The sequence below is a fragment of the Candidatus Kurthia intestinigallinarum genome, assembly GCF_003991225.1.
GTDB lineage: Bacteria > Bacillota > Bacilli > Bacillales_A > Planococcaceae > Kurthia > Kurthia populi.
The window spans coordinates 85,425-108,289 of the sequence record NZ_JTFC01000039.1 but is presented as its reverse complement, the minus strand read 5'-3'; the positions used below and the strand labels follow the sequence as shown (position 1 = coordinate 108,289).

The following is a 22,865-nucleotide window of genomic DNA, read 5'->3' as shown; positions in this document are numbered from 1 at the left end:
AGGGAATATAGTATTTATTGGACAATAGAAAAGTAGGTCTATTTCCTATGAAAAAAGTTAAGGGAGTGAAAGAGATATGAGACTACTAATGTTTTATGGAGGCTTAGTGCTTTTATTAATAGGGATTACACATCCACTAGGTTTCGTACAATCAACGGCAGTGGAGTATACTCTTTACGCCGGTATTATCGTATTCGCAATCGGTATTTTATTATTACCGGGTAAAAGTGAAGCCGATAGTATATTTAATAAAAATCGATAATAAATAAAGGCTATGCTGAAAAGGCATAGTCTTTTTTTGTGCCAAACGGTATCATAAAAAGAATCATATAAGGAAGGACTAGGGATATGAATAAGAGTGCAGCTTTACAAATGGTTGTTTCAATGGCGCTTTTTGGCTCCATTGGCTTTTTCACGCGTCAGACAGGGGTGAGTGCCGAGGCACTTGTTTTTATTCGTTGTATTTGTGCGACCCTTTTTTTAGGGGGGCTATGGCTACTACTTGGCTATGCGAAGCGCGAGGTATGGCAACGTCGAGAAGTGATTCGCACGCTTGTTTGTGGTGTGTTTCTCGTATTGAACTGGGTGTTTTTATTTAAAGCATTCGAAGCCATGTCGATTTCAGCGGCGATTTCGATTTATAATTTAGCGCCGATTTTTGTGTTGATTATGGGGACGCTTTTTTTAGGCGAACGTATAAATATTCAGTCAGTACTAGCGGTTGTCGTATGCTTTTTAGGAAGTTTATTCGTTGTTGGGATTGAGCAATTTAAATCTGTGGATAACTTTTTAAATTCCGGCTTTATTTGGGCAATTTTATCAGCGTTTTGCTATGCGATGACGATGTTTATCGGGAAAAATATTCAACAGCTGAGCTCGTATGCGACGACCTTTTTGCAAACAATTGTTGGTATTTTTATGCTTGCACCAATTGTATCGATGGCAGAGTTTTCGGGGCTGTCGACGACAAATTGGCTTTATATTTTAGGGACGGGCTTTATACATACGGGGTTTGTGTATTATTTATTTTTTAATAGTTTACGCAAGCTACCAGCACTTGTGACATCGGCGCTCGTGTTTGTTGATCCACTTGTGGCGATTTTATTGGATGTAGTCATTTTGAATTTCCGCCCAAGCTGGCTTCAATTACTCGGTATTGCCTTTATTTTTGGTGGCATTATTTATACATTGCTAAAACCCGTGCCACAAGCTGCTGTGGATAACAAAAGCGACCTCGCATAAGGTCGCTTTTTGTTAGAGCGCTTTTATCATTAAGACATGCTCGATACCGGCATCTAAAAAGACATCGGATTTTACCTCGTAGCCAAGCTTTTCATAGAAGCCAATCGCATGAACTTGTGCATCGAGTTTTGCCTTTGTGGCACCTTGTGCGGCAGCTAATTTTTCAAGCGCTAAAATAATGATGCGACCAATGCCATATTGTCTAAATGGTTTTACAACGGCTACACGCTGAATTTTACCGTATTCATCGACTAAGCGTACGCGCCCTGTGCCAACTGCCTGGCCCTCGTCATTTTCGATTAAGAGATGCGTGCAGTCGCTATCAATGACATCAAATGCATCGATTTCCTCGTCGATTGGCACATGCTGCTCGTCAACAAAGACCTCTTTTCGAATGGCAAATGAACGCGCTAAATCAGTGTCGTTTGTAATGGGAATCGGTGTTAATTTCATGGGAATGCCTCCTTTTTTAAGCAATGTGTATTTATTATACGAAAAAATGAGCAGAACTGCTTTGGCAACGCTTAAAAAATACGTTACTATTATAGAGTTAGACAAATTTGAAAGGAAGTTGTGATATGGGTCAACCAATGCAACAACCAATCGAAGATATTAGCACAGCGAAATTAATGTGGCAGTTAACACGTCCGCATACATTAACAGCGACATTTTCTCCTGTTATTTTAGGGACGGCGCTAGCGCTTTTTGATACGAAAATCGATTGGCTTTTATTTATCGCGATGCTTGTATGTTGCTTATGCTTACAAATCGCGACAAACTTATTTAATGAATACTATGACTTTAAACGCGGTTTAGATACAGCGGATTCTGTAGGAATTGGTGGCGCCCTCGTGCGTCATGGTACAAAGCCATCAACGGTGCTTGCATTTGCACTTGTACTGTATGCGATTGCCATGGCAATTGGCGTCTACATTTGTATGGCGAGTAGCTGGTGGCTAGTCGTTATCGGCTTAATCGGGATGGCGGTCGGCTACTTATACACAGGTGGACCGTACCCAATTGCGTATACACCATTTGGCGAATTATTCGCCGGTCTGTGCATGGGGATTGGTTTTATTTTAATTGCCTACTTCATCCAAACAGGTACGGTGAGCATGACGAGCTTTTTAGTATCCGTGCCACTAGGAATTTTAGTTGGTGCCATTAATATGTCGAATAATATTCGTGATATTAAAGAAGATACGATTGGTGGCCGTAAAACACTAGCGATTTTATTAGGTCGTGATAAAGCGATTACAGTACTTGCGATTAGCTTTATCATCTCGTATTTATGGATTATCGGCTTAGTTATTTTAGGTGAAGTGAGCCCTTGGTTATTAATCGTCTTACTATGTGTGCCAAAACCAATTGCGGCCATTAAGAATTTCCGCGAGGGTGAAGGCGTACCACAAAAGCAAGGCCTAGCCATGAAATCAACAGCGATGACCAATACATTTTTCGGTTTCTTATTATCGATTGGTTTAATTATCGCCTATGTAATGAAATAAAAAGTCAGGGAGTGCTTCGCGGCGCTTCCTGTTTTTTTATGGAGTTTTGCTATACCGCTTTTTGAAAAATTATGCTATGATACATCAGTTATTATGAAAAAAGGAGGCACTTTATGGAAACGATGAAAGAAAAATTGAATTTGTTTTCACTAACATGGCCCATCTTTTTAGAGATGCTGTTATTTACGCTGATGGGTATTGTCGATACGCTAATGCTAAGTAAGTTAGCAGATGAAGCAGTGGCCGGTGTTGGGACAGCCAATCAGTTTATTCATGTGACGATTTTAATTATGGAAGTCATCGGTAATGGTGCTTCTATCGTAGTGGCGCAGTATATCGGATCACGTCGTTTAAATGAGGTGCCGAAGATTACCGCTGTTGCGATTTTCATGAATTTAGTGTTCGGCTTAGTTTTAAGTATTCTATTTGTGCTGTTTTCAAAACAGATGATGATTGCGATGAATTTACATGGTGATGTACTGATGTATGCGGAGCAGTATTTAATTATTATTGGTGGCGGGATTTTCCTACAGGCATTAATTAATGCGACGGCTGCCATCGTTCGTGTCCATAGCTTCACGAAGCAGGCGATGTACGTGTCACTTGGCATGAATATCGTGCATATCATTTTAAATTATGTGCTGATTTTCGGTAAGTTTGGGGCGCCAGAGCTAGGAGTGCAGGGGGCGGCAATTTCTTCTGTCATTAGTCGTGGACTAGCACTTATTGTGTTCTTCTGGCTATTGTACCGCGTGCTTGAAGTGAAAATTAAATGGCGTGATTATGTGGCGCTACCGATGGCGTATATTAAGAAGATTTTCAAAATCGGTATTCCGGCTGCGCTTGAGCAAGTATTGTATCAAACTTGCCAAATTTTATTAATGTATTTCGTAACGTATATTAGCGCGGAGGCACTAGCTGCACGTCAGTACGCATATAATATTTCGATGTTTACGTATTTATTCGCGATGGCGATTGGTGCGGGGACGGCGATTATTGTCGGGCGCTATGTCGGCGCTGGGCGAAAGGACGAGGCGTATGACCAGGTGTGGCGTAGTGTCCGCTGGGCAATGGGCTTCACACTCGTCATGGTCGCTGTAGTCATTATTTTCCGTGAACCGTTTATGCGTATTTTTACAGACAATGAAGAGGTCGTGAAAATTGGTGCGAGTGTATTAGTGCTCAGTATTTTACTGGAGACAGGTCGTACGGTGAACATTACGATTATTAATACATTGCGTGCGGCAGGGGATGCGACATTCCCGCTCATGCTAGGGATTGTATCGATGCTATGCATGAGTGTGCCGCTTGGTTACTTCCTTGTGTTCCATTTGGATATGGGCTTACCAGGTATTTGGCTTGCGATTGCGGCGGATGAATGGTTCCGCGCGATTGTTGTTATGATTCGCTGGAAAAGCAGGAAATGGGAGCGCCATATTCTCGTGTCACCAAAATAGCATGGTATACTAAAAGAAAAAAATGCGGAGGCCAAAATTGTGCCTCCTTTTTATATGAGGTGTTTTTGTGGGACTAACAAAAAAACAACGTGCGGCGAACTATTTCGCACAGCATCGTGCGCTACTACAATGTCCGATTTGTCATGAGGCGATGATGGTAGAGGAAAATGGAACAGTGCGCTGCGAGGAGAATCATTCATTTGATATGGCGAAGCAGGGCTATGTCAACATGATGACGCATCCAGCAACATCGATGTACGATAAATCATTATTTGAGGCGCGTAAGGAAGTCATTGATAGTGAGTTATACCGCGCTGTCTACAACGTGATTTTAGCAGAGCTAGACGGAGATGTGGCGATTCTTGATACGGGCTGCGGTGAGGGCTCGCATTTAGCGAAATTAAAGGAGAGCTACGCATCTAGCATGGTGGCATCAGGGATTGATATTGCGAAAGAAGGCATCGTGCAGGCGGCGAAAAACTACGCAGATATGATGTGGGTAGTTGGCGACCTAGCGAAAAGTCCGTATGCGGAAAATGCCTTTGATGTCATTTTGAATTTCTTATCACCAGCAAATTACGAAGAGTTTAAGCGTATTTTAAAACCGAACGGGAAGGTTATTAAAATCGTGCCACAGGCAGGTTATTTACGTGAATTACGTGCGCTATTTTTTGCGGATTCAGAGAAGGAATCGTATTCGAATGATAAGACAGTTGCACGCTTTAGTGAAAACTTTGACGACGTGCGCGTACAGCGCGTGACGACGACATTGCCAATTCGCAGTGAGCTTGTACCGTTACTTGCGCATATGACGCCCATGGGCTGGCATCAAGAGCAGCAAATTGAAGCGGGTATGCTAACGGAGATTACGATTGATGTAGATGTACTAATCGGGCAATAAGAAAAGAGACTTTGACCTACGTGTAAAAACAACCGGAATCGCGCTGTGGTGCGGTTCCGGGTTTTCGTTGCGAACGCTAAAAAAGGAAAATGACGTGTTTTGTCCTAGTCTTTTTTTTGTATCGTTTTGAATTAGGAATGACGGGGAAAAGACTGAGTGGGGTGAACGGATATGAAATATGTAATTGTTGGAGGCGATGCGGCCGGAATGAGTGCCGCAATGGAAATTTATCGCCATGATAAGGAAGCAAAAATCACAACGTTAGATAAGGGGCAGCATTATTCGTATGGACAATGTGGGTTACCTTATGTGTTAGATGGACGCGTGCCAAATGCCGAGGATGTTGTACATAAAACGGCGGCACAGTTTAATGAAAAGTATGGCATTGACGCACGCACAGGTCATTGTGTGACGAAGGTTGATTGTATTGAGCGCGTTGTATACGGCTATAAAACGGATACGAATGAGCCATTTGAAGAAAGCTATGACCGTCTATTAATTGCGACAGGTGCAGAGCCACGCAAAGCGCTTGATGATGCAGACTATCCATTAGAGGGCATCTATTATTTTAAAACAATTCCACATACGAATGATGTGAAGGCGAAAATGGCGGATGTCGAGCATGTCACGATTATTGGCGGTGGCTATATCGCGCTTGAGCTTGCGGAAACATTTACGAATGCTGGCAAAAAAGTACGCATGATTTTACGTGGCAAGCAAGTCGCAAGCTTCTTAGAGTATTCATTTGCTGAAAAAATTCATACGGAACTAAAAGAAAAAGGCGTCGAAGTTATTTTTAATGAAAAGCTGCTTGGCTACGAGGGAGAGGATCATGTGACGGCGGTACGCACCGAGCATGCAAGCTACCCGACAGATATTGTCGTTGAGGCGGTAGGTGTTGAGCCGAATACAGCATTCCTAGAAGATAGTGGCATTTATACATTGAAAAATGGGGCGGTACTGGTGAACCCTCATTTAGAAACAAGCATGCAGTACGTTTATGCGGCAGGAGATTGTGCGTCCCATTATCATAATGTGAAAAGTAAAAATGACTACATCCCGCTCGGTACAACGGCGAATAAACAAGGGCGTCTAGCAGGCTTAAATATGGCAGATATTCCTGATGAGTTCCGAGGGATTGTGGGCACATCGATTTTAAAATGCTTTGATTTACAAATTGGGAAGACCGGCTTAAATGAGCTTGAAGTGCAAAAAGCAGGCTACCAATATGAAACATATACACATGAAGCGGGGAATCATGCAGATTATTACCCGGGTGTTGAGGCCTTGACGCTGAAAATTATTTGGCGTAAACGCACACAGGAGCTACTTGGTATGCAAATCATCGGCAAGGAAGGCGTCGATAAGCGCCTAGATGTTTTTGCGACAGCTCTTCAGCAGCGTATGACATTACGTGATTTATTAGATTTAGATTTATCGTATGCGCCGCCATTTAACTCTGTCTGGGATCCCATTCAACAATTAGCAAAACGACAATTTTAAGAGGTGATACGATGACAATGGAAATTCGATTGTTAGAAGAAAGTGATGCGAAAGCATACTGGGCACTGCGTAAAGAGGCATTAAAGCAGGATCCTGGAGCTTTTGGTGAAACGTATACAGAAGCGACAAGTCATGATAATCCGGTCGAGCGTGTCGAAAAGACGATTAAAAAAGATCATGAACATATTTTTGGAGCCTTTATCAATGGGCAGTTATTAGGTGTAGCTACTTTGACACTTGAAACAGCGATTAAAACGAAGCATCGCGGTTACATCGGCTCGGTCTATGTGTCACCAGATGCACGTGGTAACGGTGCAGGCGCCGCGATTATGAAAGAAATTATTAATTGGTCGCGCGAGCATGCGGAATTAGAAAAGCTTGACCTTGGCGTTTTCACAAGCAACGAGCCGGCATTTGAGCTTTATAAAAAACTTGGCTTTGAAGTGGTGGGCATTGATAAAAAGTCTATTCGTGATGAAGACGGGGAATTTATTGATGAATATTTAATGACCTACTTATTATAGAAAAAAGGAGACGAGCTACTGAGCTGTCTCCTTTTTTGTAGGTGATTTTTTAACTTTGCGTGCAATGAGCACAAAAATCGTTAGCCATAAAATCCCGCCAAATGTATCAAGAAATACATCTTGCATCGAAGCAGTACGCCCAGATGTAAAATGTTGATGAAGTTCATCAATACAAGCAAAAAAGAAGGTTACGACAAGTGATAGTACGTAGCGCAGACGTCGTTTAGGAAGCGCAATATAAACCGCAATGGCAATCGCGCCAAATGCTGTAATATGTGCAAACTTACGTACAAGAAATTCTAAAAAGTAATAATAGCCACGTGTCTCAACGGAAATATCCATGCCGTAATACGGAATATGAATACGTGATAATATGCTATTAAGTGGTTCGCCAGGTAACCATTTCATCAAATCAGGTACGATACTTTGTTGCTGGTAGGGTGTAGCTGATGAAATGAAAATAATAATAATCAAGAAGATTAATGGTAAAAATTTTATAAAACGCAAAACATCAGCGCCTTTCTGTTAATCCTTAATAATTTACCATAAAAAGATGTCAATTGCATGACAACAATAGCTCAAATAAATAAAGTATTTAGACATTTCATATAATAAATGATAGTATTGGCGATAATAAACAATGAGGAGGAACATGAATGAATCGATTACCAGCCTATTTAATATGTATTGTGATTGGTTGTTTAAGCATCACATTTGGCATGACGCGCGTGCTTCCTCCTCATATCCAATGGGCGTGTTTAATTGGTGGTATTTTACTAAATATTATTTCCGTCATTTTACTGTACTTTTTCTTGCAAAAGCAAGATGTCAAAAAACGCATATCTTAAATTAAAAAAAGTCTCACACATACTATGTGGAGGCTTTTTTTATGCGTAAATACATACGAGGAGGGAATAGAAATGAGGTAAGGGGGTGCATCCCATGTTAGAAACAGTTATTTTAATTATCATCATTAATGTCACGTATATGACGCTGACAACACTACGCCTAATTATGGTAATTAAGGGATATACAAAGGTTGCCTCCATTTTATCGATGGTTGAAGTATTTGTGTATTTAATCGGTCTGACAATGGTGCTTGATGAAATCTCAAATCCATGGAATATGGCCGCGTACTGCTTCGGTTGGGGACTTGGTGTCTACGTCGGTAGCCTAATTGAACGCCGTCTAGCGCTTGGCTATGTATTATTTGAAATCATTGTCGATGCCGCTGAGTTTGAAATCGTTTCGCAACTTCGTGAACGAGGATATGGTGTCACATCTTGGTTTGCGGACGGGAAGGACGGGCGTAAATTATGTATGACCGTTATCGCAAAACGAAAAAACGAAAAGAAACTGCGCGCGGCGATTTTACAAATGTGGCCGAAAGCATTTATCGTATCGTACGAGCCAAATAAATTAAATGGTGGCTTTCTCGCAAAACAAATGAGGGGCTAAACGCACAAAACGATAACATGACTATGTTATCGTTTTTTCCATGTCAGGAGGACATATAGTCGTTACTGCAGTTTTTCTAGAAACGAAATTTATCTTTTTATGTCATAAATAGGGAGTGAAAAATTGGATTATTTATGTCAAAAATCGCTCTTTTAAACGTAAATTTTTTGAAAAAACAAAATAATTTAAAGATTTTATCTAAATAGGGCTTTAATTTTTTGAAAATTCATTTACAATATTTACATATAGGAAGATAAAAGCCGACGATTCAATGCGAAGTTTTTGTATTTTTGTCACATCGATTTGTCCACAGGTAGTTGACGAGTTGGTGGAAAAAGGTCACGATACAAAGTGGGACGGATTGGTCCGAAATTTTGTAAAGGCTGGAGATAAAAATGTATAAACGAGTAGCAAGGTTTGTAATTTGGTTTTTAGGATTATTTAACAAAGTAAAGGTTTATAACAAGAATAATTTACCGACAGAGGGCGGCTATATTATCGCTTGTACGCATACAGGTTGGATTGATATTTTGAATCTAGGTGTTTCTATTTATCCAACGCCAATTCATTTCATGGCGAAAAAACAACTTTTTGATATTAAGGGGCTTGGCTGGTTTATCGGGAAAATGAATGCTTTTCCAGTTGATCGCGATAATCCAGGTCCAAGTGTAATTAAAGTACCGCGTCAGCTTTTAAAAGAAGGCAAGGTGGTAGGGATTTTTCCAAGTGGCACCCGAAATGCCGAGGGAGATTCTTTGAAACAAGGGACAATTACAATCGCGCAATTAGCCAAGGCGCCAGTAGTTCCCGCAGCATATATCGGCCCGAACAATCCGAAAGATGTCTTCAAGCGTCAAAAGGGATATTTAATTTTCGGAGAGCCTTTTTATGTAGAGGCGAAGGGTAAAGAAGGTCGCGATGAATATACTCACCGCTTAGAACAGACAATTGACGAGCTTCGACAAGAATTACAACGAAAAATTGCTGCTGAGAAATAGTCAACCGCAAAGGGGATACTACATGCGATAAACTATTTTTGGGAATGCTGCTACTTGCAAATTCATACAAAATTAGGAGTGGTGGATTCGATGGTAACAGTTAACATTTTAGAAAATACAGAACAAGGTAAGGCCGTACATGAAAAATCAGCAGTAGAGTTAATGGCAGAACACCGTAGCCAAATTATTTTCAAAAAACGCATGAATGTAGGCTTAACACAGTCTGAGCTTGCAGAAAAAGCGAATGTTACTCAAAAAACAGTTAGCCGCATCGAACGTGGAGATACAAAGGTCCGCGAAACAACATTACAAAAAGTTTATGAAGTTTTAGGCATCACAGAACAACATCTAGAGGATCTAAAACAATACATAAACTAATAGGGGTTTACGTATAAAATAGGAGTGATTAGGTGAAGGGAACCTAGTTGCTCCTTTTTTTGTCTAATGTACTGTCGTGAATAGCGCAATTTTAAAAAGAATGGCATAATATTGAAGAATTCATAAAATTAAAGGTGATGAGAAAATGGAAGCAAAGCAAAGTAAATCAAAAGAGCTTTTATCATGGGTCGTACCAATTCTTGTAGCGGTTGTTATTGCATTTGTTGTACGTCAATTTTTACTAGCACCCGTAACCGTAAAAGGTGAATCGATGGAGCCAACCTATCATAATAATGATCGTGTCATGATTTTAAAGCCAGGTGGTCTGGATTATGATGACGTCATCGTATTCCAATCTCCTGTAGAAGATGATCATTATATTAAACGTATCATCGGCTTACCAGGCGATAATGTCGAAGTGAAAGATGAAAAACTTTACGTGAATGGTAAAGAAGTAAAACAAGATTATATTAAAGAAGCAGCTGCACAATATGAAAAAGAGACAGGTCTTAAATATACAGAGGACTTCACAATGCAAGAAGTAACTGGTAAAACAGAAGTACCGAAAGATTCTTATTTCGTATTAGGTGATAATCGCCCAAATAGTAGCGATGGGCGTGCGTATGGCTTTATTACAAAAGATGCAGTGGATGGGAAAGTATTATTCCGCTACTGGCCTTGGAACTAACAAATAAATGAGTTAGAGGGAATGATTTCTTCTAGCTCTTTTTTAATGGAGGAAAAGAATGAAAAAGGTAGTATTCATTTGTTTAGGCAATATTTGTCGCTCACCGATGGCAGAGGCGATTTTTCGAGATTTAGTAAAGCAACAAAACCTAGAAGCAGCATTTACGATTGATTCAGCGGGAACAGCCGGCTGGCATGAGGGAGAGCGCCCGCATAAGGGGACGCTTGCGAAACTTCGAGAACACGACATTTCAACAGAAGGCATGTATAGTCGCCCGCTGACGAAAGAGGACAGCGAGCGATTTGATTATTTTATTTGCATGGACGAGAGTAATGTTGAAAATACGCGCCGTATTTTAGGTGGAGACAAAGAAGTCCTTCGCTTGCTTGATTTAACCACACATACAGTAAAAGAAGTACCAGACCCATACTATACGGGGGATTTTGAGGAAACATATCAGCTTTGCTTAGAAGGCTGTACGAAATTACTAGAGAAATTGTGCTAATAGATATGAGCAGGAGGCAATAAATGCTTCCTGTTTTTTTTATATTTTTAGTAGTTTAAAAGATATAGATGTTTGCGAATAGTAGGTCTATGGGAATGAAAGAGCAAACGAAAAAAATAATAAAAGAGGTGTAACACAAAATGAATAAGCATAAGCTAATGATTATTTTAACATCGTTGACCGTAATGCTTATGATCACCGTCATGATTTTACATCAGCAATTTCATTTCCTAGCAGACTATCAACTGATGCATCATGAAGGGAAACATCACTGGTCGATTGAGTTACTACGTTGGAGCTTTTTTAGCATAGCAATGTTGTTACTTGCTATGAGTACGATATTGTATAAACGTAATCCAAATCATGACATGCTACCGACTGTACTGACGCTTTCAAATACCTTTGCATCGATGGCGATTATTGCGATGGGTAATGGCATGGTGGAGTATCATTTTTCCATTTTTATGGTGCTTGCGATGATTGCTTTTTTAGGGTCTGTTCGTATGATTGTGCTGAGTACGATTCTTTTTGCGGTACATCATTTTGCAGGTTATTTTTTATTTCCGGAACTGATTTGTGGTACACATGACTATCATTTTAGATTACTTATGATTCATGCTGTATTTTTAATTTTTACGAGCGCGGCGAATATCGTGCTAATTGTACAGCGTAATCAGGCGATTAAAGAGGAGGAGCACACGAGACAGCAGCTATTAACAGAGGAACGACAGTCGATTTTGACGGTTTTTGAACGAACAGTGACACACTTACAGCAAACAGCAGAGGAACTCGTATCAAGCTCTGTAAAATCACATGAATCGATTGAGCATACGCGTGAGTCGATTACGAATTTATCGACAACAATGGATTTACAAGTACATGATTTAGAATCGTCTGAGCAGAAGATGATGGCATTAAGTGCAGATTTAGCAAATGTCACACAACTTGCAGTAGAGGGGCAGCAAAAGGCACAGTATGTTTCGGAGAATGCGATGAATGGTCAACAGCTTATTGGTAATACACAACAGCAATTTAAAAAATCAACAGCATCTGTACATGAGCTCGCATTGACAATTGAAACGTATCAGCAGCAGGTACAGCAAATTGACCAACTGGCACAAAAAATTAATGGTATTGCACGACAGACGAAACTGCTGGCATTAAATGCTTCGATTGAAGCGTCACGGGCTGGTGCGCACGGTGCAGGTTTCGCAGTAGTGGCAAGTGAGGTATCAGCGCTTGCGGAGGCCTCAGATAAGATAGCATTGTCCATTCAACAGCAAAGCACAACCAGTATTACGCATGCAAAGCAAATGCTCGGCGATATGCAAACGGTCGTGTCGCAGTTAAACGATAGTGACGCGTATATGAATGATTCTGAAATGACCTTTAAACAAATTACACAGGACACACTAAGTACGACGGAGCTCTTAACACAATCTGCTAGTTATTCATTAAAAGTAGACGAAACTTCGAAGGCGACGCTTGAGAATTTGTATCGTATCACGTCACTATTAAAAGAAAATCAGCAGACGACCGCAGTAATTATGAATCAGGCGGAGCAGCAAGTCAGTAGCGTCAAAAATACAGCAGAACTCGTGCATGTTTTGCATCAAATCTCATCGGATATGGTACAAACAGCTGAAAAACTGAGAAAAGCGTAAAACAGTGGTGTTAACCGCTGTTTTTTTGTGGGAAAATAAGGGTATATCAACGACAAAGTGAGGTGTTTCGATATGGAATGGAAAGGCAGAAGAAAAAGTAGCAATGTCGAAGACCAACGTGGTAGAAGTGGTGGCGGCCTAGCACTTGGCGGTGGTCTTGGTGGTCTCGGAATTATCGTTGTCATTATCTATACATTACTTGGTGGCAATCCAACGGACATTATGAATAACTCTTCTACGAATCAAACAAATCAAGCAACACAAAATTATGAGCCAACTGCTGAAGAGGAAGAGCTTGCAGATTTTGTGAGCGTTGTGCTCGCTGATACAGAGGATGTATGGAAGGATGTTTTCAAAGAAAATAACTTAACATACAAAAACCCAACGCTCGTATTATTTACCAACAGTGTCTCGACCGCTTGTGGTAGTGCAACTTCCGCAGTTGGGCCATTTTATTGTCCGGGTGATCAGAAGCTCTACATTGATTTGAGTTTTTATCAGGAATTAAAAAATCAGTTTAAGGCACCTGGTGATTTTGCGATGGCGTACGTCGTAGCACATGAGGTTGGACATCATGTGCAGTATTTATTAGGTACATCAACAAAAGTAAGTAAAGAACAGCGCCAAGTATCAAAAGAGCAGGCGAACGCCTTGTCTGTAAAGCTTGAGCTACAGGCGGATTATTATGCGGGCGTATTCGCGCATCATAATAAGCAATATTTAGATAAGAGTGATTTCTCAGAGGCGATTAAAGCAGCAAGTGCAATCGGTGATGATACACTTCAAAAACAAGCACAGGGCTATGCCGTACCAGAAACATTTACGCATGGTACTTCTGCACAACGTATGAAATGGCTAGAACGAGGCTATGAATACGGCGATTTAAAACATGGCAATACATTTAGCGCCTCAGATTTATAGGGATACCTACAAGCAGAAATCATAGCTTATGCTGGTTTCTGCTTGTTATTTTTTGTGAAAGGTCGCATCCTTTTTTGTAGATTACGTCTCCTTTTCTGTTGAAAAGGGATGGACCTTGTATAACTTTTCCTTTTTCCGAGTATTCGAATAGTGTATAATAAAGTCCATTAATGGCTCGTCCTTCTGTGGGCGCTATTTTTCTGCCCACAACGTCATTTAAATGTATCCTAATTTTGAAAGAGAGTGAAATTACATGGGACGTAAGTGGAATAACATTAAAGAAAAAAAGGCAGCAAAAGATAAAGATGCTAGCCGTATTAACGCTAAATTTGGTCGTGAAATTTATGTAGCGGCAAAATCAGGCGAACCTGATCCAGAATCAAATGGCGCTCTAAAAATCGTTTTAGAACGTGCAAAAACATATAGCGTACCAAAACACATCATCGACCGCGCAATCGACAAAGCGAAAGGTAATGTGGATGAAGTATTCGACGAATTACGCTACGAAGGTTTCGGTCCAAACGGTTCAATGGTAATCGTAGATGCCCTAACAAACAACGTAAACCGTACTGCTTCTGACGTACGTGCTGCTTTCGGTAAAAACGGCGGTAACATGGGCGTAAAAGGTTCAGTAGATTATATGTTCACAAAAACAGCTGTTTTCGGTGTGGAAGGTAAATCGGCAGACGAGTTATTAGAAACATTTATCATGGCTGACATCGACATTCGTGACGTATTTGAAGAAGGCGATGTAACAATTATCTATGCTGAGCCAACAGACTTCGCAAAAGTAGATAATGCATTAAAAGCGGAAGGCATCGAAGAATTCACAGTAGCTGAAATTTCAATGCTTCCACAAACAGAAGTACAACTTGATGACGAATCAAAAGCACAATTTGAAAAAATGATTGATGCTTTAGACGAGCTTGAAGATGTACAACAAATTTTCCATAACGTAGAGCTTTAATTTTTCGTTTTAAGGCTGAAGCAGGTAGCGTATGTAAATGCGCTACCTGCTTTTTTGCGTTAAAAATGAACGTTTCCATTATATGTGTACAGTTTGTGTAAAATGTTTCGTTTGATTGTAAGTATCTGTATTAAATAGTAAAATAGGTTTATATAGAAGGAAGAAAAAACGGAATATGCATTACTATATTCCTTATTTTAGGGGGAGAGTATGAAAAAGTATTTTAATTTTCGTAAGCTAAAAACAAAGGTTCTAATGGGATTTGCGGCCGTACTCGTGTTGAATTTAATGTTGAGTATGTATAGCATTACTTCCATTAATAAAATCAATTCGGGTCTAAAAGATTTAGGAAATCAAAAGCTACCACTGCTTGTGAATGATGAGAAAATGTCGTTTAATATTGCGGAGCGCATCGCGTTAGTGCGCGGGTATTTATTAACTGGTGAGCAAGATTATAAGGATAAATTTGAAACGTATTCGACAGAAGCAGAGGAAATTGCGGCTAATCTTGAGCGCATGTCGACTTCTGCAGAAACAAAGGCATTGCTTGAAAAAAATACACAGTGGTCTGATATTATTACGAATGAAGTGTTCGCAGCCTATGACAATGGTGAAAAAGAACAAGCCTCTGAACTTTTACAAGGCGAGGCACAAACGTATGCGCGCGATATTATGGAAGGCTTTAGCCATATTGCGACAGACCGTGAAACGCAGGTGTTAGAAGATAGTAAGACAGCGATAACTGTTGGGGAAAACATCATTAAAATGTCGATTACTGTGTCGATAATTATTTTAATTGTTGGGGTGGGTATCGCGCTCTTTACAGCAACAACGATTACAAAACCGCTTAATCGTGTTATTCGTCAATTACGTGCCGTTGCAGATGGTGACTTGACGGGCGATAAAATCGACACGAATTTACGCGATGAAACAGCGCAGCTTGTCGATATTAGCAATCAGCTACTAGAAAAGAATAATGTAATGTTACAACAGATTAAGGAAAATGCGGAAGTACTTTCTGCGCATAGTGAAGAGCTACATCAATCGGCGAATGAAACGATGGAAGGCTCAAATCAAATTGCGATTACGATGAATGAATTAGCACAAAGCGCCGAGTCACAAGCAGGGAACTCTGGTGATATGTCATCGAAAATGGAGAAATTTACGCGTCACCTAAATGATGTCAATGATAGGGGTACGCAAATTCAGCATCACGCAACGACCGCATTAGACAATACAAAAGATGGTCAAGCGTTGATGAATGATTCAGTGCAACAAATGGTTGAAATCGACCACATCGTCAAAGATTCCGTGACGAAAGTGCATCATTTATACGACCAATCAAAAGAAATTACACAGCTTGTTGAAGTCATCCAAGAAATTTCGGATCAAACGAATTTACTGGCGCTAAACGCGGCAATCGAAGCGGCGCGTGCAGGCGAGCATGGTAAGGGCTTTGCGGTTGTCGCTGATGAGGTGCGTAAATTAGCGGAACAAGTATCTAGCTCGGTGTCAGATATTACGGGCATCGTGAGCGGTATTCAACAAGAAACAAGCGATGTAGTAGATGCCTTGCAAACAGGTTATGCGGCTGTCGAAAAAGGGACGGCACAAATTCAACATACAGGTGATAATTTTACGACGATTCACGATGCGATTGTCGAAGTGGCACATAATGCGAGCGAAGTATCTCAAAACTTAACAGCAGTGCTAAGCGAGAGCGTTGACATGACGCATATTGTGGAGGATAATGCCGCGCTAACAGAAGAATCGGCTGCTGGTATTCAACAAACGACCGCTTCTGTTGAGCAGTCGAGTATGTCGATGTATGAAGTAACTAAAAGCGCCGATGAACTTGCGGCGACAGCAGAAAACTTGATGGAATTAGTAAGTCGTTATAAATTAAAGGAATAGACCGTAAAAGAGAGGAATCAACCCCTCTCTTTTTTTAAATGAGGTGATGGTAATGAAAAAGATTTTTGGCGCTTTATCAATGGTAGCTGCTATATATAGTTTAACGAGCGTTGCGCTAAGACGAGGGCACTATCCAAAAGCGAATGGGGTTTATCCATATGTGCTTGTATTAGGCGCAAAGGTACAACGTGATGGGACACCAACGAATGCGCTACGTTACCGTCTAGATGTCGCGGCAGCGTATGCGACGCGTTATCCGCATGTGCACGTCATCGTCTCTGGTGGTCAAGGCTTTGATGAAAATCATACCGAGGCCTCGGTTATGAAGCGTTATTTGACGAAGCAGGGAATTGATGCGGCGCGCATTACCGAAGAGGACCGCTCGACATCGACGTATGAAAATATTGTTTTTACACATAAGCTCCTACCAGAAATGACGCAGGTGACCATCATTTCAAATGACTATCACTTAGAACGGGCGAAGGTACTCGCGAAGTGGCAGAGCTTAAAGGTGGATACGCTTGGTGCGAAAACGCCAGGGGGCATTCGTCGTAAAGTACGTGAACGAGAGAAACTAGCGATTTTACGCGCTTGGCTTTTTGGTCGCTAAGTTATCCACAGGTGTATAAAAATGAATTTTTCTATATGTGACAATAAAAAAAGGAACCGCGCCAATGCGCGATTCCTTTTTTTGTGCAAATTATTTCGCTAAGTATTCAGCGATTTCTTTGCGGTATTTAGATAATGATGATGAAGAAACATCAAAATGCTCTGCAACATCTTTAACTTTAGATAGGCCGCCTTCTGGAACAACACCAGCTGTTTGACCAGCAAGGATTGCACCAGCAGCTACAGCGCCAGCTTTTTTCGCTTTAATGTCTGTTTCAGCTAAGTAAGCATCTACAGATTTCACGAAATCAGTTGCATCTAAGTTGTATTCAGTTAAATAAGCTTTTACAAGAGCAGCGATTTCTTGTTCGAAAGTTTGCTCTTCAGTTGCTTCTTCAACTTCTACGATTTCTTCAGCTTCTACTGGTTCACCAGCATCTGCATCGCCATCTTCTTCAACGATTGCTTCCTCAGTAGCCGTTACTTCTTTTGCTTCAACAGGAGCATCAGTTGTATCGTTTTCTAAGATTTCAACGAATGCTTTGTAAAGTTCTAATGCGTCCGTTACACCGTTTTCGATTTTAGCTTTCATGATATCTGTTACCATGCTAAGTGCTTCTGGAATGAATAATGTGCTTTGCGCAACAGAAATTCCGTTTTCACCAACACGTGAATCATTAAAGATTACACCAAATACCCATTTTGCAGTTTTTGCATTTTCTGAAATTGGCATTACATAAGTTTCACCAGTGGCAACGTCTTGTAAGTTTAATACGTTTTCGTCGCTACCTGTTACTTCTGCTAATGCGAATTTAGCTTCTGCCGCTTCTGCGAATACAGCTTTTACTTGTTCGCGAACTGAATCATCCGCTTGAATTTGTTCAACATATTGTTTCCAATCTGCAGGTTCATCAACGTACATTGCTGTATCAGCTACAGCGTACTCAAGATATCCCTCTGGAAGATGTGGAGCATGTTGAAGTTCTTGACTCCATGCTTGATAACGTGGTTGTAATTTATAGTTGAAATTTTGATAGTAGTGTTGAGCAAAAACGCCTTTAAGACGAGTAATTTCACTTTCTACTACTGCAGTAATATCGCCATTTACATTTTTACCATGACACTTTTTATACTTTTTGCCACTACCACATGGACAAGGATCATTACGTCCTACCAATGTAAGCACCTCACTTTAAAATTTAGGCATAGAATTAGATTATCACAATGTGGGAAAAAAAATAAGTATTTTACGCTAATTTACATCTTTGTGGGATATATTTCTAGGTATAACGAGATATTCTGAATAATTGTTGCAAATTTTCAATTAATAAATGACAATAATAATAGTAATTATTTCGTGATGCGAAATAGAGGAGGATGAAAAAATGGTAACCTTTAACAATTATCAATATGCACGCCCGGACATGGACGATATTAAGCAAGACTACACTGAATTACTGGAAAAATTCAATGCAGCGGATACTGTGGAAGCACAAAGTGAGGTTATTGACCAAATCAATACCATTCAAAATCGTTTCTCGACTGCAGCGAACTTATGCTATATTCGCGCATCGATTGATACACTTGATGAATTTTATAAAGCAGAGCGCGAGTATATCGACGAAATCAGCCCGCAATACGAAGAGTTTGTAACGGAATACTACAAAGCGCTAACTACTTCAAAATTCCGTACAGAGCTTGAAGCAAAATGGGGCCAGCAGTTATTTGACTTAGCTGACTACCAAATCAAAGGCTTTTCAAAAGATATTATTGACCTAATGCAAAAAGAAAATAAATTATCTTCTGAGTATCAGCAACTTGTCGCATCGGCACAAATCGATTTTAACGGTGAAACATACACGCTAGCGCAACTTGGTCCATTTGCTGAATCAAGTGACCGCGATGTACGTAAAGCCGCTCAAGAGGCCCGATTTGGCTTCTACAGCGCACATGAAGACGAGTTTGACCGCATTTATGACGATTTAGTAAAAGTCCGTCATGAAATGGCGACAAAAATGGGCTACAAAAACTATGTAGAGCTTGGCTATGTGTTAATGAATCGCGTGGACTACAATGCGGAAATGGTGAAAAACTACCGTGACCAAATTCGTGACGTTGTCGTACCATATGCAACGGAATTACGTGAGCGCCAAGCGAAACGTATCGGCGTTGATAAATTAAAATCATATGATGAACCAATTGCTTTTAAAACAGGGAATGCCATTCCAAAAGGTGACCCACAATGGATTGTTGATAACGGTAAAAAAATGTATGATGAGCTTTCTCGCGAAACAAGCGAATTTTTCAACTTTATGATTGACCATAACTTAATGGACTTAGTAGCGAAAAAAGGCAAAGAGGGCGGCGGTTATTGTACGTTTATTGAAGACTACAACTCACCGTATATTTTCTCAAACTTCAACGGTACATCTGGGGACATTGATGTATTAACACACGAAGCAGGCCATGCCTTCCAAGTGTACTCTAGTCGTAACATCGGCATTCCGGAATATTTATGGCCAACCTATGAGTCATGTGAAATCCATTCAATGAGTATGGAATTTTTCACATGGCCTTGGATGGAGTTATTCTTCAAAGAAGATGTTGAGAAATATAAATTCTCACATTTAAGTGAAGCACTATTATTCTTACCATATGGTGTTGCTGTCGATGAATTCCAACATGTTGTGTATGAAAATCCAGAAATGACACCAGCTGAGCGTAAAGCAGCGTGGAAAAAAATCGAAGAGATTTATTTACCACATCGTGACTACGATGGCTATGACTATTTAGAGCGTGGCGGTTTCTGGCAACGTCAGCAACATATTTATAATAGTCCGTTTTATTATATTGACTACACATTGGCTCAGGTGTGTGCGTTCCAATTCTGGAAACGTGACCGTGAAAACCATGCAGATGCGTGGAAAGATTATCTTCATTTATGTCGCCAAGGTGGATCAAAATCATTCACAAAACTCGTTGCAGAAGCAAATCTTGTATCACCATTTGAGGATGGTTGCTTAGAAGATGTGATGATAGCGATTCGTGCGTATTTAGATGGTGTGGACGATACAGCGCTTTAAATGATAAAAACAGGGATTCATTTGAGTCCCTGTTTTTTTGTATACAGTAATTACGCGTGGTTTTTGGAAATCTTTTGGTATACTTAAAAAAATGACAGAAAAGGAAGTGGACACATGCTAAATAAGCGCTGGTTTCAGCTAGGCATCGGCGTGCTTATTGCGATTTTAATCGTTAAATTTTTCTTGGAAATCGACCATTTATTTAAGCCGATTGGTATTATTTTAGGCGCGATTTTCGTACCGCTTTTAGCGGGTGGGATTTTATTCTACATTACCGAGCCGCTACAACGTTTACTTGAAAAGAAACTTCGCTTCCCGCGCTGGGGCAGTATTTTAGCGATTATTTTCGTGTTAGCTGCAGTTGTTTTTGCGGCTGTCTCGTGGGTAGCACCGTACTTAACGAAGCAGATTACATTGCTAATTCAAAACATTCCGTGGTTATTTAATGAGATTGAGGACAAGGTAAATTACGTCTTGAAAAATCGTGAAAATTTCCCAGACCAAGTGACGAAAGCTATTAATGACTTCTTAGCTTCTCTACAAGATGTTGCTGTATTTACGAGTAAGTTTGTCGTTGATTTCATTAGTGCTTTAATTAACGGCGCATTGCTCTTAATTTTAATTCCGTTCTTCTATATTTTTATGTTGAAGGACCACGAAAAATTCCGTCCAAAAGTATATGGCATCTTCTCAGGGGAAACACGTGAATGGATGAAGGAAACATTAGAAGATGTGAATGATGTATTGCGTGGTTATGTGCAAGGTCAAATGCTCGTTAGTGCGATTTTAGCAACATTGATGTTTATTGGCTACAGCATTATTGGCTTAGATTACGCGTTATTATTATGTATACTGGCATTCTTTTTAAATATGGTACCGTTTATCGGACCATGGCTAGCCTTTTTACCAGCGTTCTTCATTGGACTTGTAAATGATCCGATGCAAGCACTTTGGGTATGTGTGATTACATTAGTCGTAAACCAAATTGATAGTAACTTTGTGACGCCAAATGTCATGAGTAAATCACTTGATGTGCATCCACTGACAGTTATTACGGTTATTTTAGCAGCGGGTAATATTGCCGGTTTCGTTGGTATTTTACTCGGTGTGCCAATCTATGCGGTCATTAAGGTCGTGGTGATTAGCATTTATAATCGTCGTAAAAAAATTAGAAGCTACGCGAAAGAAGATATATGATGAAAAAGAGCTGTCCACTAGGAGGACGGCTTTTTTTCTTGTATACTAAATTTAAGTCCAAACTAGGGAGCGAAAAAAATGTTATCATTTGAAGAAAAAAAGGCCATTATCGACTCATTCGATGAGCTTGTCGAAAAACCGATTTCAATGAATCGATTAAATTACCATTATCCAGGAAGCCAATATGAAAAGAAAATCGTTGTTGAAAAATTACATCCAAACGGCAATGGTTTCGTGTACGTTGGCGATTTATTAGCGTATAAAGCAGACGACCGCGGTCTTGTGAATATTCGTGATTTCTCTGAACAAGAGCTACGCGATGCCATTGAAGATTCAATCACGTATTTAACAGAAGTAGATGATGTTGTAGAGGAGGTAACGATTGAGGAATCATTCCGCAATCGCTCAGGCGATCAATTATTACTATCATTCGACGGCGCATTCTGGAATGTATCACATGGCTTTAACTTAGAAGAAAGCTTTGGTACACGTGAGGATGCAGAAGAATATTTAGCTGCAGAAGGCTTTAAAAAAGAGAAGTAAGCAGGAGCAGAAGAGTTAACTTTTGACTCTTCTGTTTTTTTATTTTATAATTATCTCGAATTCAAGATAAATGGAGGCGGATATATTGGAACATGTTTTTGTAAAAGGAACAAATGACGCAGCACCGACATTTTTATTACTACATGGCACGGGCGGGAATGAACAAGATTTATTAGGACTTGGACGTGAATACGATAGCGAGGCATCACTGCTTGGTGTGCGCGGAAGTGAAGTGGAAAACGGTATGCCACGATTCTTCCGTCGTCTAGGCATGGGTGTGTTTGATCTAGATAACTTATCGGAGCGTACGAAGGAGCTTGCGGCATTTATTGATGAAGCGGCGGCGCAGTATGGCTTTGACCGCGATAATGTCATTGTGGTTGGCTATTCAAATGGTGCGAATATCGCGGCGAACTTATTCTTTGAAGTGGGGAATATTGTGAAGGGTGCGATCTTACACCATCCGATGATTCCACGTGAGGATGTAGAGATTCCGGATTTAACAGGCTTAAATGTATGGATTGGTGCTGGTGAAAATGACCAGATGACACCTGTAGAACATTCAACAGGCCTACAAAAATATCTTGAGCAACACGGCGCCACAGTCGATGTCTTTTGGCATCAGCATGGTCATCAATTAACGATGGATGAAGTGAATGATGCGAAGGCTTGGTATAATAAAAATTTTAAATAACACAAATCGACACTTTCAAAGGTACATCTTTGAAAGTGTTTTTTTAATGGACAAAGTTAAACGCTAGCTGTACACCTAAGAAAGAGAATGAACCAAGAATTTGACGGCGAC

The 22,865-nt window shown here is 40.3% G+C and carries 25 protein-coding genes; 22 read left to right on the top strand and 3 right to left on the bottom strand.

Going from position 1 to position 22,865, the window contains the following annotated elements; genetic code table 11:
• Positions 1 to 76: 76 nt before the first annotated feature.
• Positions 77 to 262, top strand: a complete 186-nt coding sequence (locus QI30_RS15425; RefSeq protein WP_126991482.1) for a hypothetical protein — start codon at positions 77 to 79, stop codon at positions 260 to 262.
• Positions 263 to 348: 86 nt separating this feature from the next.
• Complete coding sequence (locus QI30_RS15420; RefSeq protein ID WP_126991481.1) at positions 349 to 1,242, top strand: DMT family transporter; 894 nt, start codon at positions 349 to 351, stop codon at positions 1,240 to 1,242.
• Between the two features lie 12 nt (positions 1,243 to 1,254).
• On the opposite strand, the gene QI30_RS15415 is transcribed toward QI30_RS15420, so the two are convergent.
• Positions 1,255 to 1,695: a GNAT family N-acetyltransferase gene (locus QI30_RS15415; protein WP_126991480.1), complete on the bottom strand. Its 441-nt coding sequence runs from the start codon at positions 1,693 to 1,695 to the stop codon at positions 1,255 to 1,257.
• A 125-nt stretch (positions 1,696 to 1,820) separates the two neighbouring features.
• Here QI30_RS15415 and QI30_RS15410 point away from each other — a divergent pair, with 125 nt between their 5' ends.
• The 5 genes from QI30_RS15410 (at position 1,821) to QI30_RS15390 (ending at position 7,135) form a co-directional block, all read left to right on the top strand.
• Positions 1,821 to 2,750, top strand: coding sequence for a 1,4-dihydroxy-2-naphthoate polyprenyltransferase (locus tag QI30_RS15410; protein ID WP_126991479.1), 930 nt, complete (start codon positions 1,821 to 1,823; stop codon positions 2,748 to 2,750).
• Positions 2,751 to 2,863: 113 nt separating this feature from the next.
• Positions 2,864 to 4,207 carry an MATE family efflux transporter gene (locus tag QI30_RS15405; protein ID WP_126991478.1) on the top strand — a complete coding sequence of 448 codons (1,344 nt, stop codon included), beginning with the start codon at positions 2,864 to 2,866 and terminating at the stop codon, positions 4,205 to 4,207.
• Positions 4,208 to 4,274: 67 nt separating this feature from the next.
• Positions 4,275 to 5,108 carry a putative RNA methyltransferase gene (locus QI30_RS15400; RefSeq protein ID WP_126991477.1) on the top strand — a complete coding sequence of 278 codons (834 nt, stop codon included), beginning with the start codon at positions 4,275 to 4,277 and terminating at the stop codon, positions 5,106 to 5,108.
• Positions 5,109 to 5,279: 171 nt separating this feature from the next.
• Complete coding sequence (locus tag QI30_RS15395) at positions 5,280 to 6,611, top strand: FAD-dependent oxidoreductase (protein WP_126991476.1); 1,332 nt, start codon at positions 5,280 to 5,282, stop codon at positions 6,609 to 6,611.
• 11 nt (positions 6,612 to 6,622) lie between these two features.
• On the top strand, positions 6,623 to 7,135 hold the full coding sequence (locus tag QI30_RS15390) for a GNAT family N-acetyltransferase (protein ID WP_126991475.1): 513 nt from the start codon (positions 6,623 to 6,625) through the stop codon (positions 7,133 to 7,135).
• Between the two features lie 15 nt (positions 7,136 to 7,150).
• On the opposite strand, the gene QI30_RS15385 is transcribed toward QI30_RS15390, so the two are convergent.
• The gene (locus QI30_RS15385; protein ID WP_233600615.1) at positions 7,151 to 7,642 is read right to left on the bottom strand and encodes a VanZ family protein; all 492 of its coding nucleotides are present in this window, start codon (positions 7,640 to 7,642) and stop codon (positions 7,151 to 7,153) included.
• Positions 7,643 to 7,791: 149 nt separating this feature from the next.
• Here QI30_RS15385 and QI30_RS15380 point away from each other — a divergent pair, with 149 nt between their 5' ends.
• The 11 genes from QI30_RS15380 to QI30_RS15330 all read left to right on the top strand — a co-directional run bounded on the left by QI30_RS15380 (position 7,792) and on the right by QI30_RS15330 (position 17,238).
• Positions 7,792 to 7,983, top strand: coding sequence for a hypothetical protein (locus QI30_RS15380; RefSeq protein ID WP_126991474.1), 192 nt, complete (start codon positions 7,792 to 7,794; stop codon positions 7,981 to 7,983).
• A gap of 94 nt (positions 7,984 to 8,077) precedes the next feature.
• Positions 8,078 to 8,593 (top strand): DUF2179 domain-containing protein, encoded by a 516-nt coding sequence (locus QI30_RS15375; RefSeq protein WP_126991473.1) that lies wholly within the window; start codon positions 8,078 to 8,080, stop codon positions 8,591 to 8,593.
• Between the two features lie 395 nt (positions 8,594 to 8,988).
• Complete coding sequence (locus tag QI30_RS15370; protein ID WP_126991472.1) at positions 8,989 to 9,591, top strand: lysophospholipid acyltransferase family protein; 603 nt, start codon at positions 8,989 to 8,991, stop codon at positions 9,589 to 9,591.
• Between the two features lie 90 nt (positions 9,592 to 9,681).
• The gene (locus tag QI30_RS15365; RefSeq protein ID WP_126991471.1) at positions 9,682 to 9,969 is read left to right on the top strand and encodes a helix-turn-helix domain-containing protein; all 288 of its coding nucleotides are present in this window, start codon (positions 9,682 to 9,684) and stop codon (positions 9,967 to 9,969) included.
• A 145-nt stretch (positions 9,970 to 10,114) separates the two neighbouring features.
• Positions 10,115 to 10,657 (top strand): signal peptidase I, encoded by a 543-nt coding sequence (gene lepB, locus QI30_RS15360; protein ID WP_126991470.1) that lies wholly within the window; start codon positions 10,115 to 10,117, stop codon positions 10,655 to 10,657.
• A 58-nt stretch (positions 10,658 to 10,715) separates the two neighbouring features.
• The gene (locus QI30_RS15355; RefSeq protein ID WP_126991469.1) at positions 10,716 to 11,162 is read left to right on the top strand and encodes a low molecular weight protein-tyrosine-phosphatase; all 447 of its coding nucleotides are present in this window, start codon (positions 10,716 to 10,718) and stop codon (positions 11,160 to 11,162) included.
• A gap of 140 nt (positions 11,163 to 11,302) precedes the next feature.
• Positions 11,303 to 12,826, top strand: coding sequence for a methyl-accepting chemotaxis protein (locus tag QI30_RS15350; RefSeq protein WP_126991468.1), 1,524 nt, complete (start codon positions 11,303 to 11,305; stop codon positions 12,824 to 12,826).
• Positions 12,827 to 12,898: 72 nt separating this feature from the next.
• Positions 12,899 to 13,747, top strand: coding sequence for a KPN_02809 family neutral zinc metallopeptidase (gene ypfJ, locus QI30_RS15345; protein WP_126991467.1), 849 nt, complete (start codon positions 12,899 to 12,901; stop codon positions 13,745 to 13,747).
• Positions 13,748 to 14,000: 253 nt separating this feature from the next.
• Positions 14,001 to 14,714: a YebC/PmpR family DNA-binding transcriptional regulator gene (locus QI30_RS15340; RefSeq protein WP_126991466.1), complete on the top strand. Its 714-nt coding sequence runs from the start codon at positions 14,001 to 14,003 to the stop codon at positions 14,712 to 14,714.
• Positions 14,715 to 14,924: 210 nt separating this feature from the next.
• The gene (locus QI30_RS15335; protein ID WP_126991465.1) at positions 14,925 to 16,628 is read left to right on the top strand and encodes a methyl-accepting chemotaxis protein; all 1,704 of its coding nucleotides are present in this window, start codon (positions 14,925 to 14,927) and stop codon (positions 16,626 to 16,628) included.
• A 52-nt stretch (positions 16,629 to 16,680) separates the two neighbouring features.
• Positions 16,681 to 17,238, top strand: coding sequence for a YdcF family protein (locus tag QI30_RS15330; RefSeq protein ID WP_126991464.1), 558 nt, complete (start codon positions 16,681 to 16,683; stop codon positions 17,236 to 17,238).
• A 90-nt stretch (positions 17,239 to 17,328) separates the two neighbouring features.
• On the opposite strand, the gene QI30_RS15325 is transcribed toward QI30_RS15330, so the two are convergent.
• Positions 17,329 to 18,423 (bottom strand): YecA family protein, encoded by a 1,095-nt coding sequence (locus QI30_RS15325; protein ID WP_233600614.1) that lies wholly within the window; start codon positions 18,421 to 18,423, stop codon positions 17,329 to 17,331.
• 199 nt (positions 18,424 to 18,622) lie between these two features.
• On the opposite strand from QI30_RS15325, the gene QI30_RS15320 reads away from it, so the two are divergent.
• From QI30_RS15320 to QI30_RS15305, 4 genes are all read left to right on the top strand, one after another.
• Entirely contained in the window at positions 18,623 to 20,320 is a 1,698-nt protein-coding gene (locus QI30_RS15320) for a M3 family oligoendopeptidase (protein ID WP_126991462.1), read from the top strand.
• 114 nt (positions 20,321 to 20,434) lie between these two features.
• Complete coding sequence (locus QI30_RS15315) at positions 20,435 to 21,517, top strand: AI-2E family transporter (RefSeq protein WP_126991461.1); 1,083 nt, start codon at positions 20,435 to 20,437, stop codon at positions 21,515 to 21,517.
• 78 nt (positions 21,518 to 21,595) lie between these two features.
• Positions 21,596 to 22,060, top strand: a complete 465-nt coding sequence (locus QI30_RS15310) for a hypothetical protein (protein WP_126991460.1) — start codon at positions 21,596 to 21,598, stop codon at positions 22,058 to 22,060.
• A gap of 85 nt (positions 22,061 to 22,145) precedes the next feature.
• Entirely contained in the window at positions 22,146 to 22,754 is a 609-nt protein-coding gene (locus QI30_RS15305) for an alpha/beta hydrolase (protein WP_126991459.1), read from the top strand.
• Positions 22,755 to 22,865 lie beyond the last annotated feature (111 nt).

What these genes read in the sequence shown, in the direction of transcription:
- QI30_RS15425 (WP_126991482.1), top strand. Translation starts at nt 77, where the DNA reads ATGAGACTACTAATGTTTTATGGAGGCTTAGTGCTTTTATTAATAGGG.
- QI30_RS15420 (WP_126991481.1), top strand. Translation starts at nt 349, where the DNA reads ATGAATAAGAGTGCAGCTTTACAAATGGTTGTTTCAATGGCGCTTTTT.
- QI30_RS15415 (WP_126991480.1), bottom strand. Translation starts at nt 1,695, where the DNA reads ATGAAATTAACACCGATTCCCATTACAAACGACACTGATTTAGCGCGT.
- QI30_RS15410 (WP_126991479.1), top strand. Translation starts at nt 1,821, where the DNA reads ATGGGTCAACCAATGCAACAACCAATCGAAGATATTAGCACAGCGAAA.
- QI30_RS15405 (WP_126991478.1), top strand. Translation starts at nt 2,864, where the DNA reads ATGGAAACGATGAAAGAAAAATTGAATTTGTTTTCACTAACATGGCCC.
- QI30_RS15395 (WP_126991476.1), top strand. Translation starts at nt 5,280, where the DNA reads ATGAAATATGTAATTGTTGGAGGCGATGCGGCCGGAATGAGTGCCGCA.
- QI30_RS15390 (WP_126991475.1), top strand. Translation starts at nt 6,623, where the DNA reads ATGACAATGGAAATTCGATTGTTAGAAGAAAGTGATGCGAAAGCATAC.
- QI30_RS15380 (WP_126991474.1), top strand. Translation starts at nt 7,792, where the DNA reads ATGAATCGATTACCAGCCTATTTAATATGTATTGTGATTGGTTGTTTA.
- QI30_RS15375 (WP_126991473.1), top strand. Translation starts at nt 8,078, where the DNA reads ATGTTAGAAACAGTTATTTTAATTATCATCATTAATGTCACGTATATG.
- QI30_RS15370 (WP_126991472.1), top strand. Translation starts at nt 8,989, where the DNA reads ATGTATAAACGAGTAGCAAGGTTTGTAATTTGGTTTTTAGGATTATTT.
- QI30_RS15365 (WP_126991471.1), top strand. Translation starts at nt 9,682, where the DNA reads ATGGTAACAGTTAACATTTTAGAAAATACAGAACAAGGTAAGGCCGTA.
- lepB (WP_126991470.1), top strand. Translation starts at nt 10,115, where the DNA reads ATGGAAGCAAAGCAAAGTAAATCAAAAGAGCTTTTATCATGGGTCGTA.
- QI30_RS15355 (WP_126991469.1), top strand. Translation starts at nt 10,716, where the DNA reads ATGAAAAAGGTAGTATTCATTTGTTTAGGCAATATTTGTCGCTCACCG.
- QI30_RS15350 (WP_126991468.1), top strand. Translation starts at nt 11,303, where the DNA reads ATGAATAAGCATAAGCTAATGATTATTTTAACATCGTTGACCGTAATG.
- ypfJ (WP_126991467.1), top strand. Translation starts at nt 12,899, where the DNA reads ATGGAATGGAAAGGCAGAAGAAAAAGTAGCAATGTCGAAGACCAACGT.
- QI30_RS15340 (WP_126991466.1), top strand. Translation starts at nt 14,001, where the DNA reads ATGGGACGTAAGTGGAATAACATTAAAGAAAAAAAGGCAGCAAAAGAT.
- QI30_RS15335 (WP_126991465.1), top strand. Translation starts at nt 14,925, where the DNA reads ATGAAAAAGTATTTTAATTTTCGTAAGCTAAAAACAAAGGTTCTAATG.
- QI30_RS15330 (WP_126991464.1), top strand. Translation starts at nt 16,681, where the DNA reads ATGAAAAAGATTTTTGGCGCTTTATCAATGGTAGCTGCTATATATAGT.
- QI30_RS15320 (WP_126991462.1), top strand. Translation starts at nt 18,623, where the DNA reads ATGGTAACCTTTAACAATTATCAATATGCACGCCCGGACATGGACGAT.
- QI30_RS15315 (WP_126991461.1), top strand. Translation starts at nt 20,435, where the DNA reads ATGCTAAATAAGCGCTGGTTTCAGCTAGGCATCGGCGTGCTTATTGCG.
- QI30_RS15310 (WP_126991460.1), top strand. Translation starts at nt 21,596, where the DNA reads ATGTTATCATTTGAAGAAAAAAAGGCCATTATCGACTCATTCGATGAG.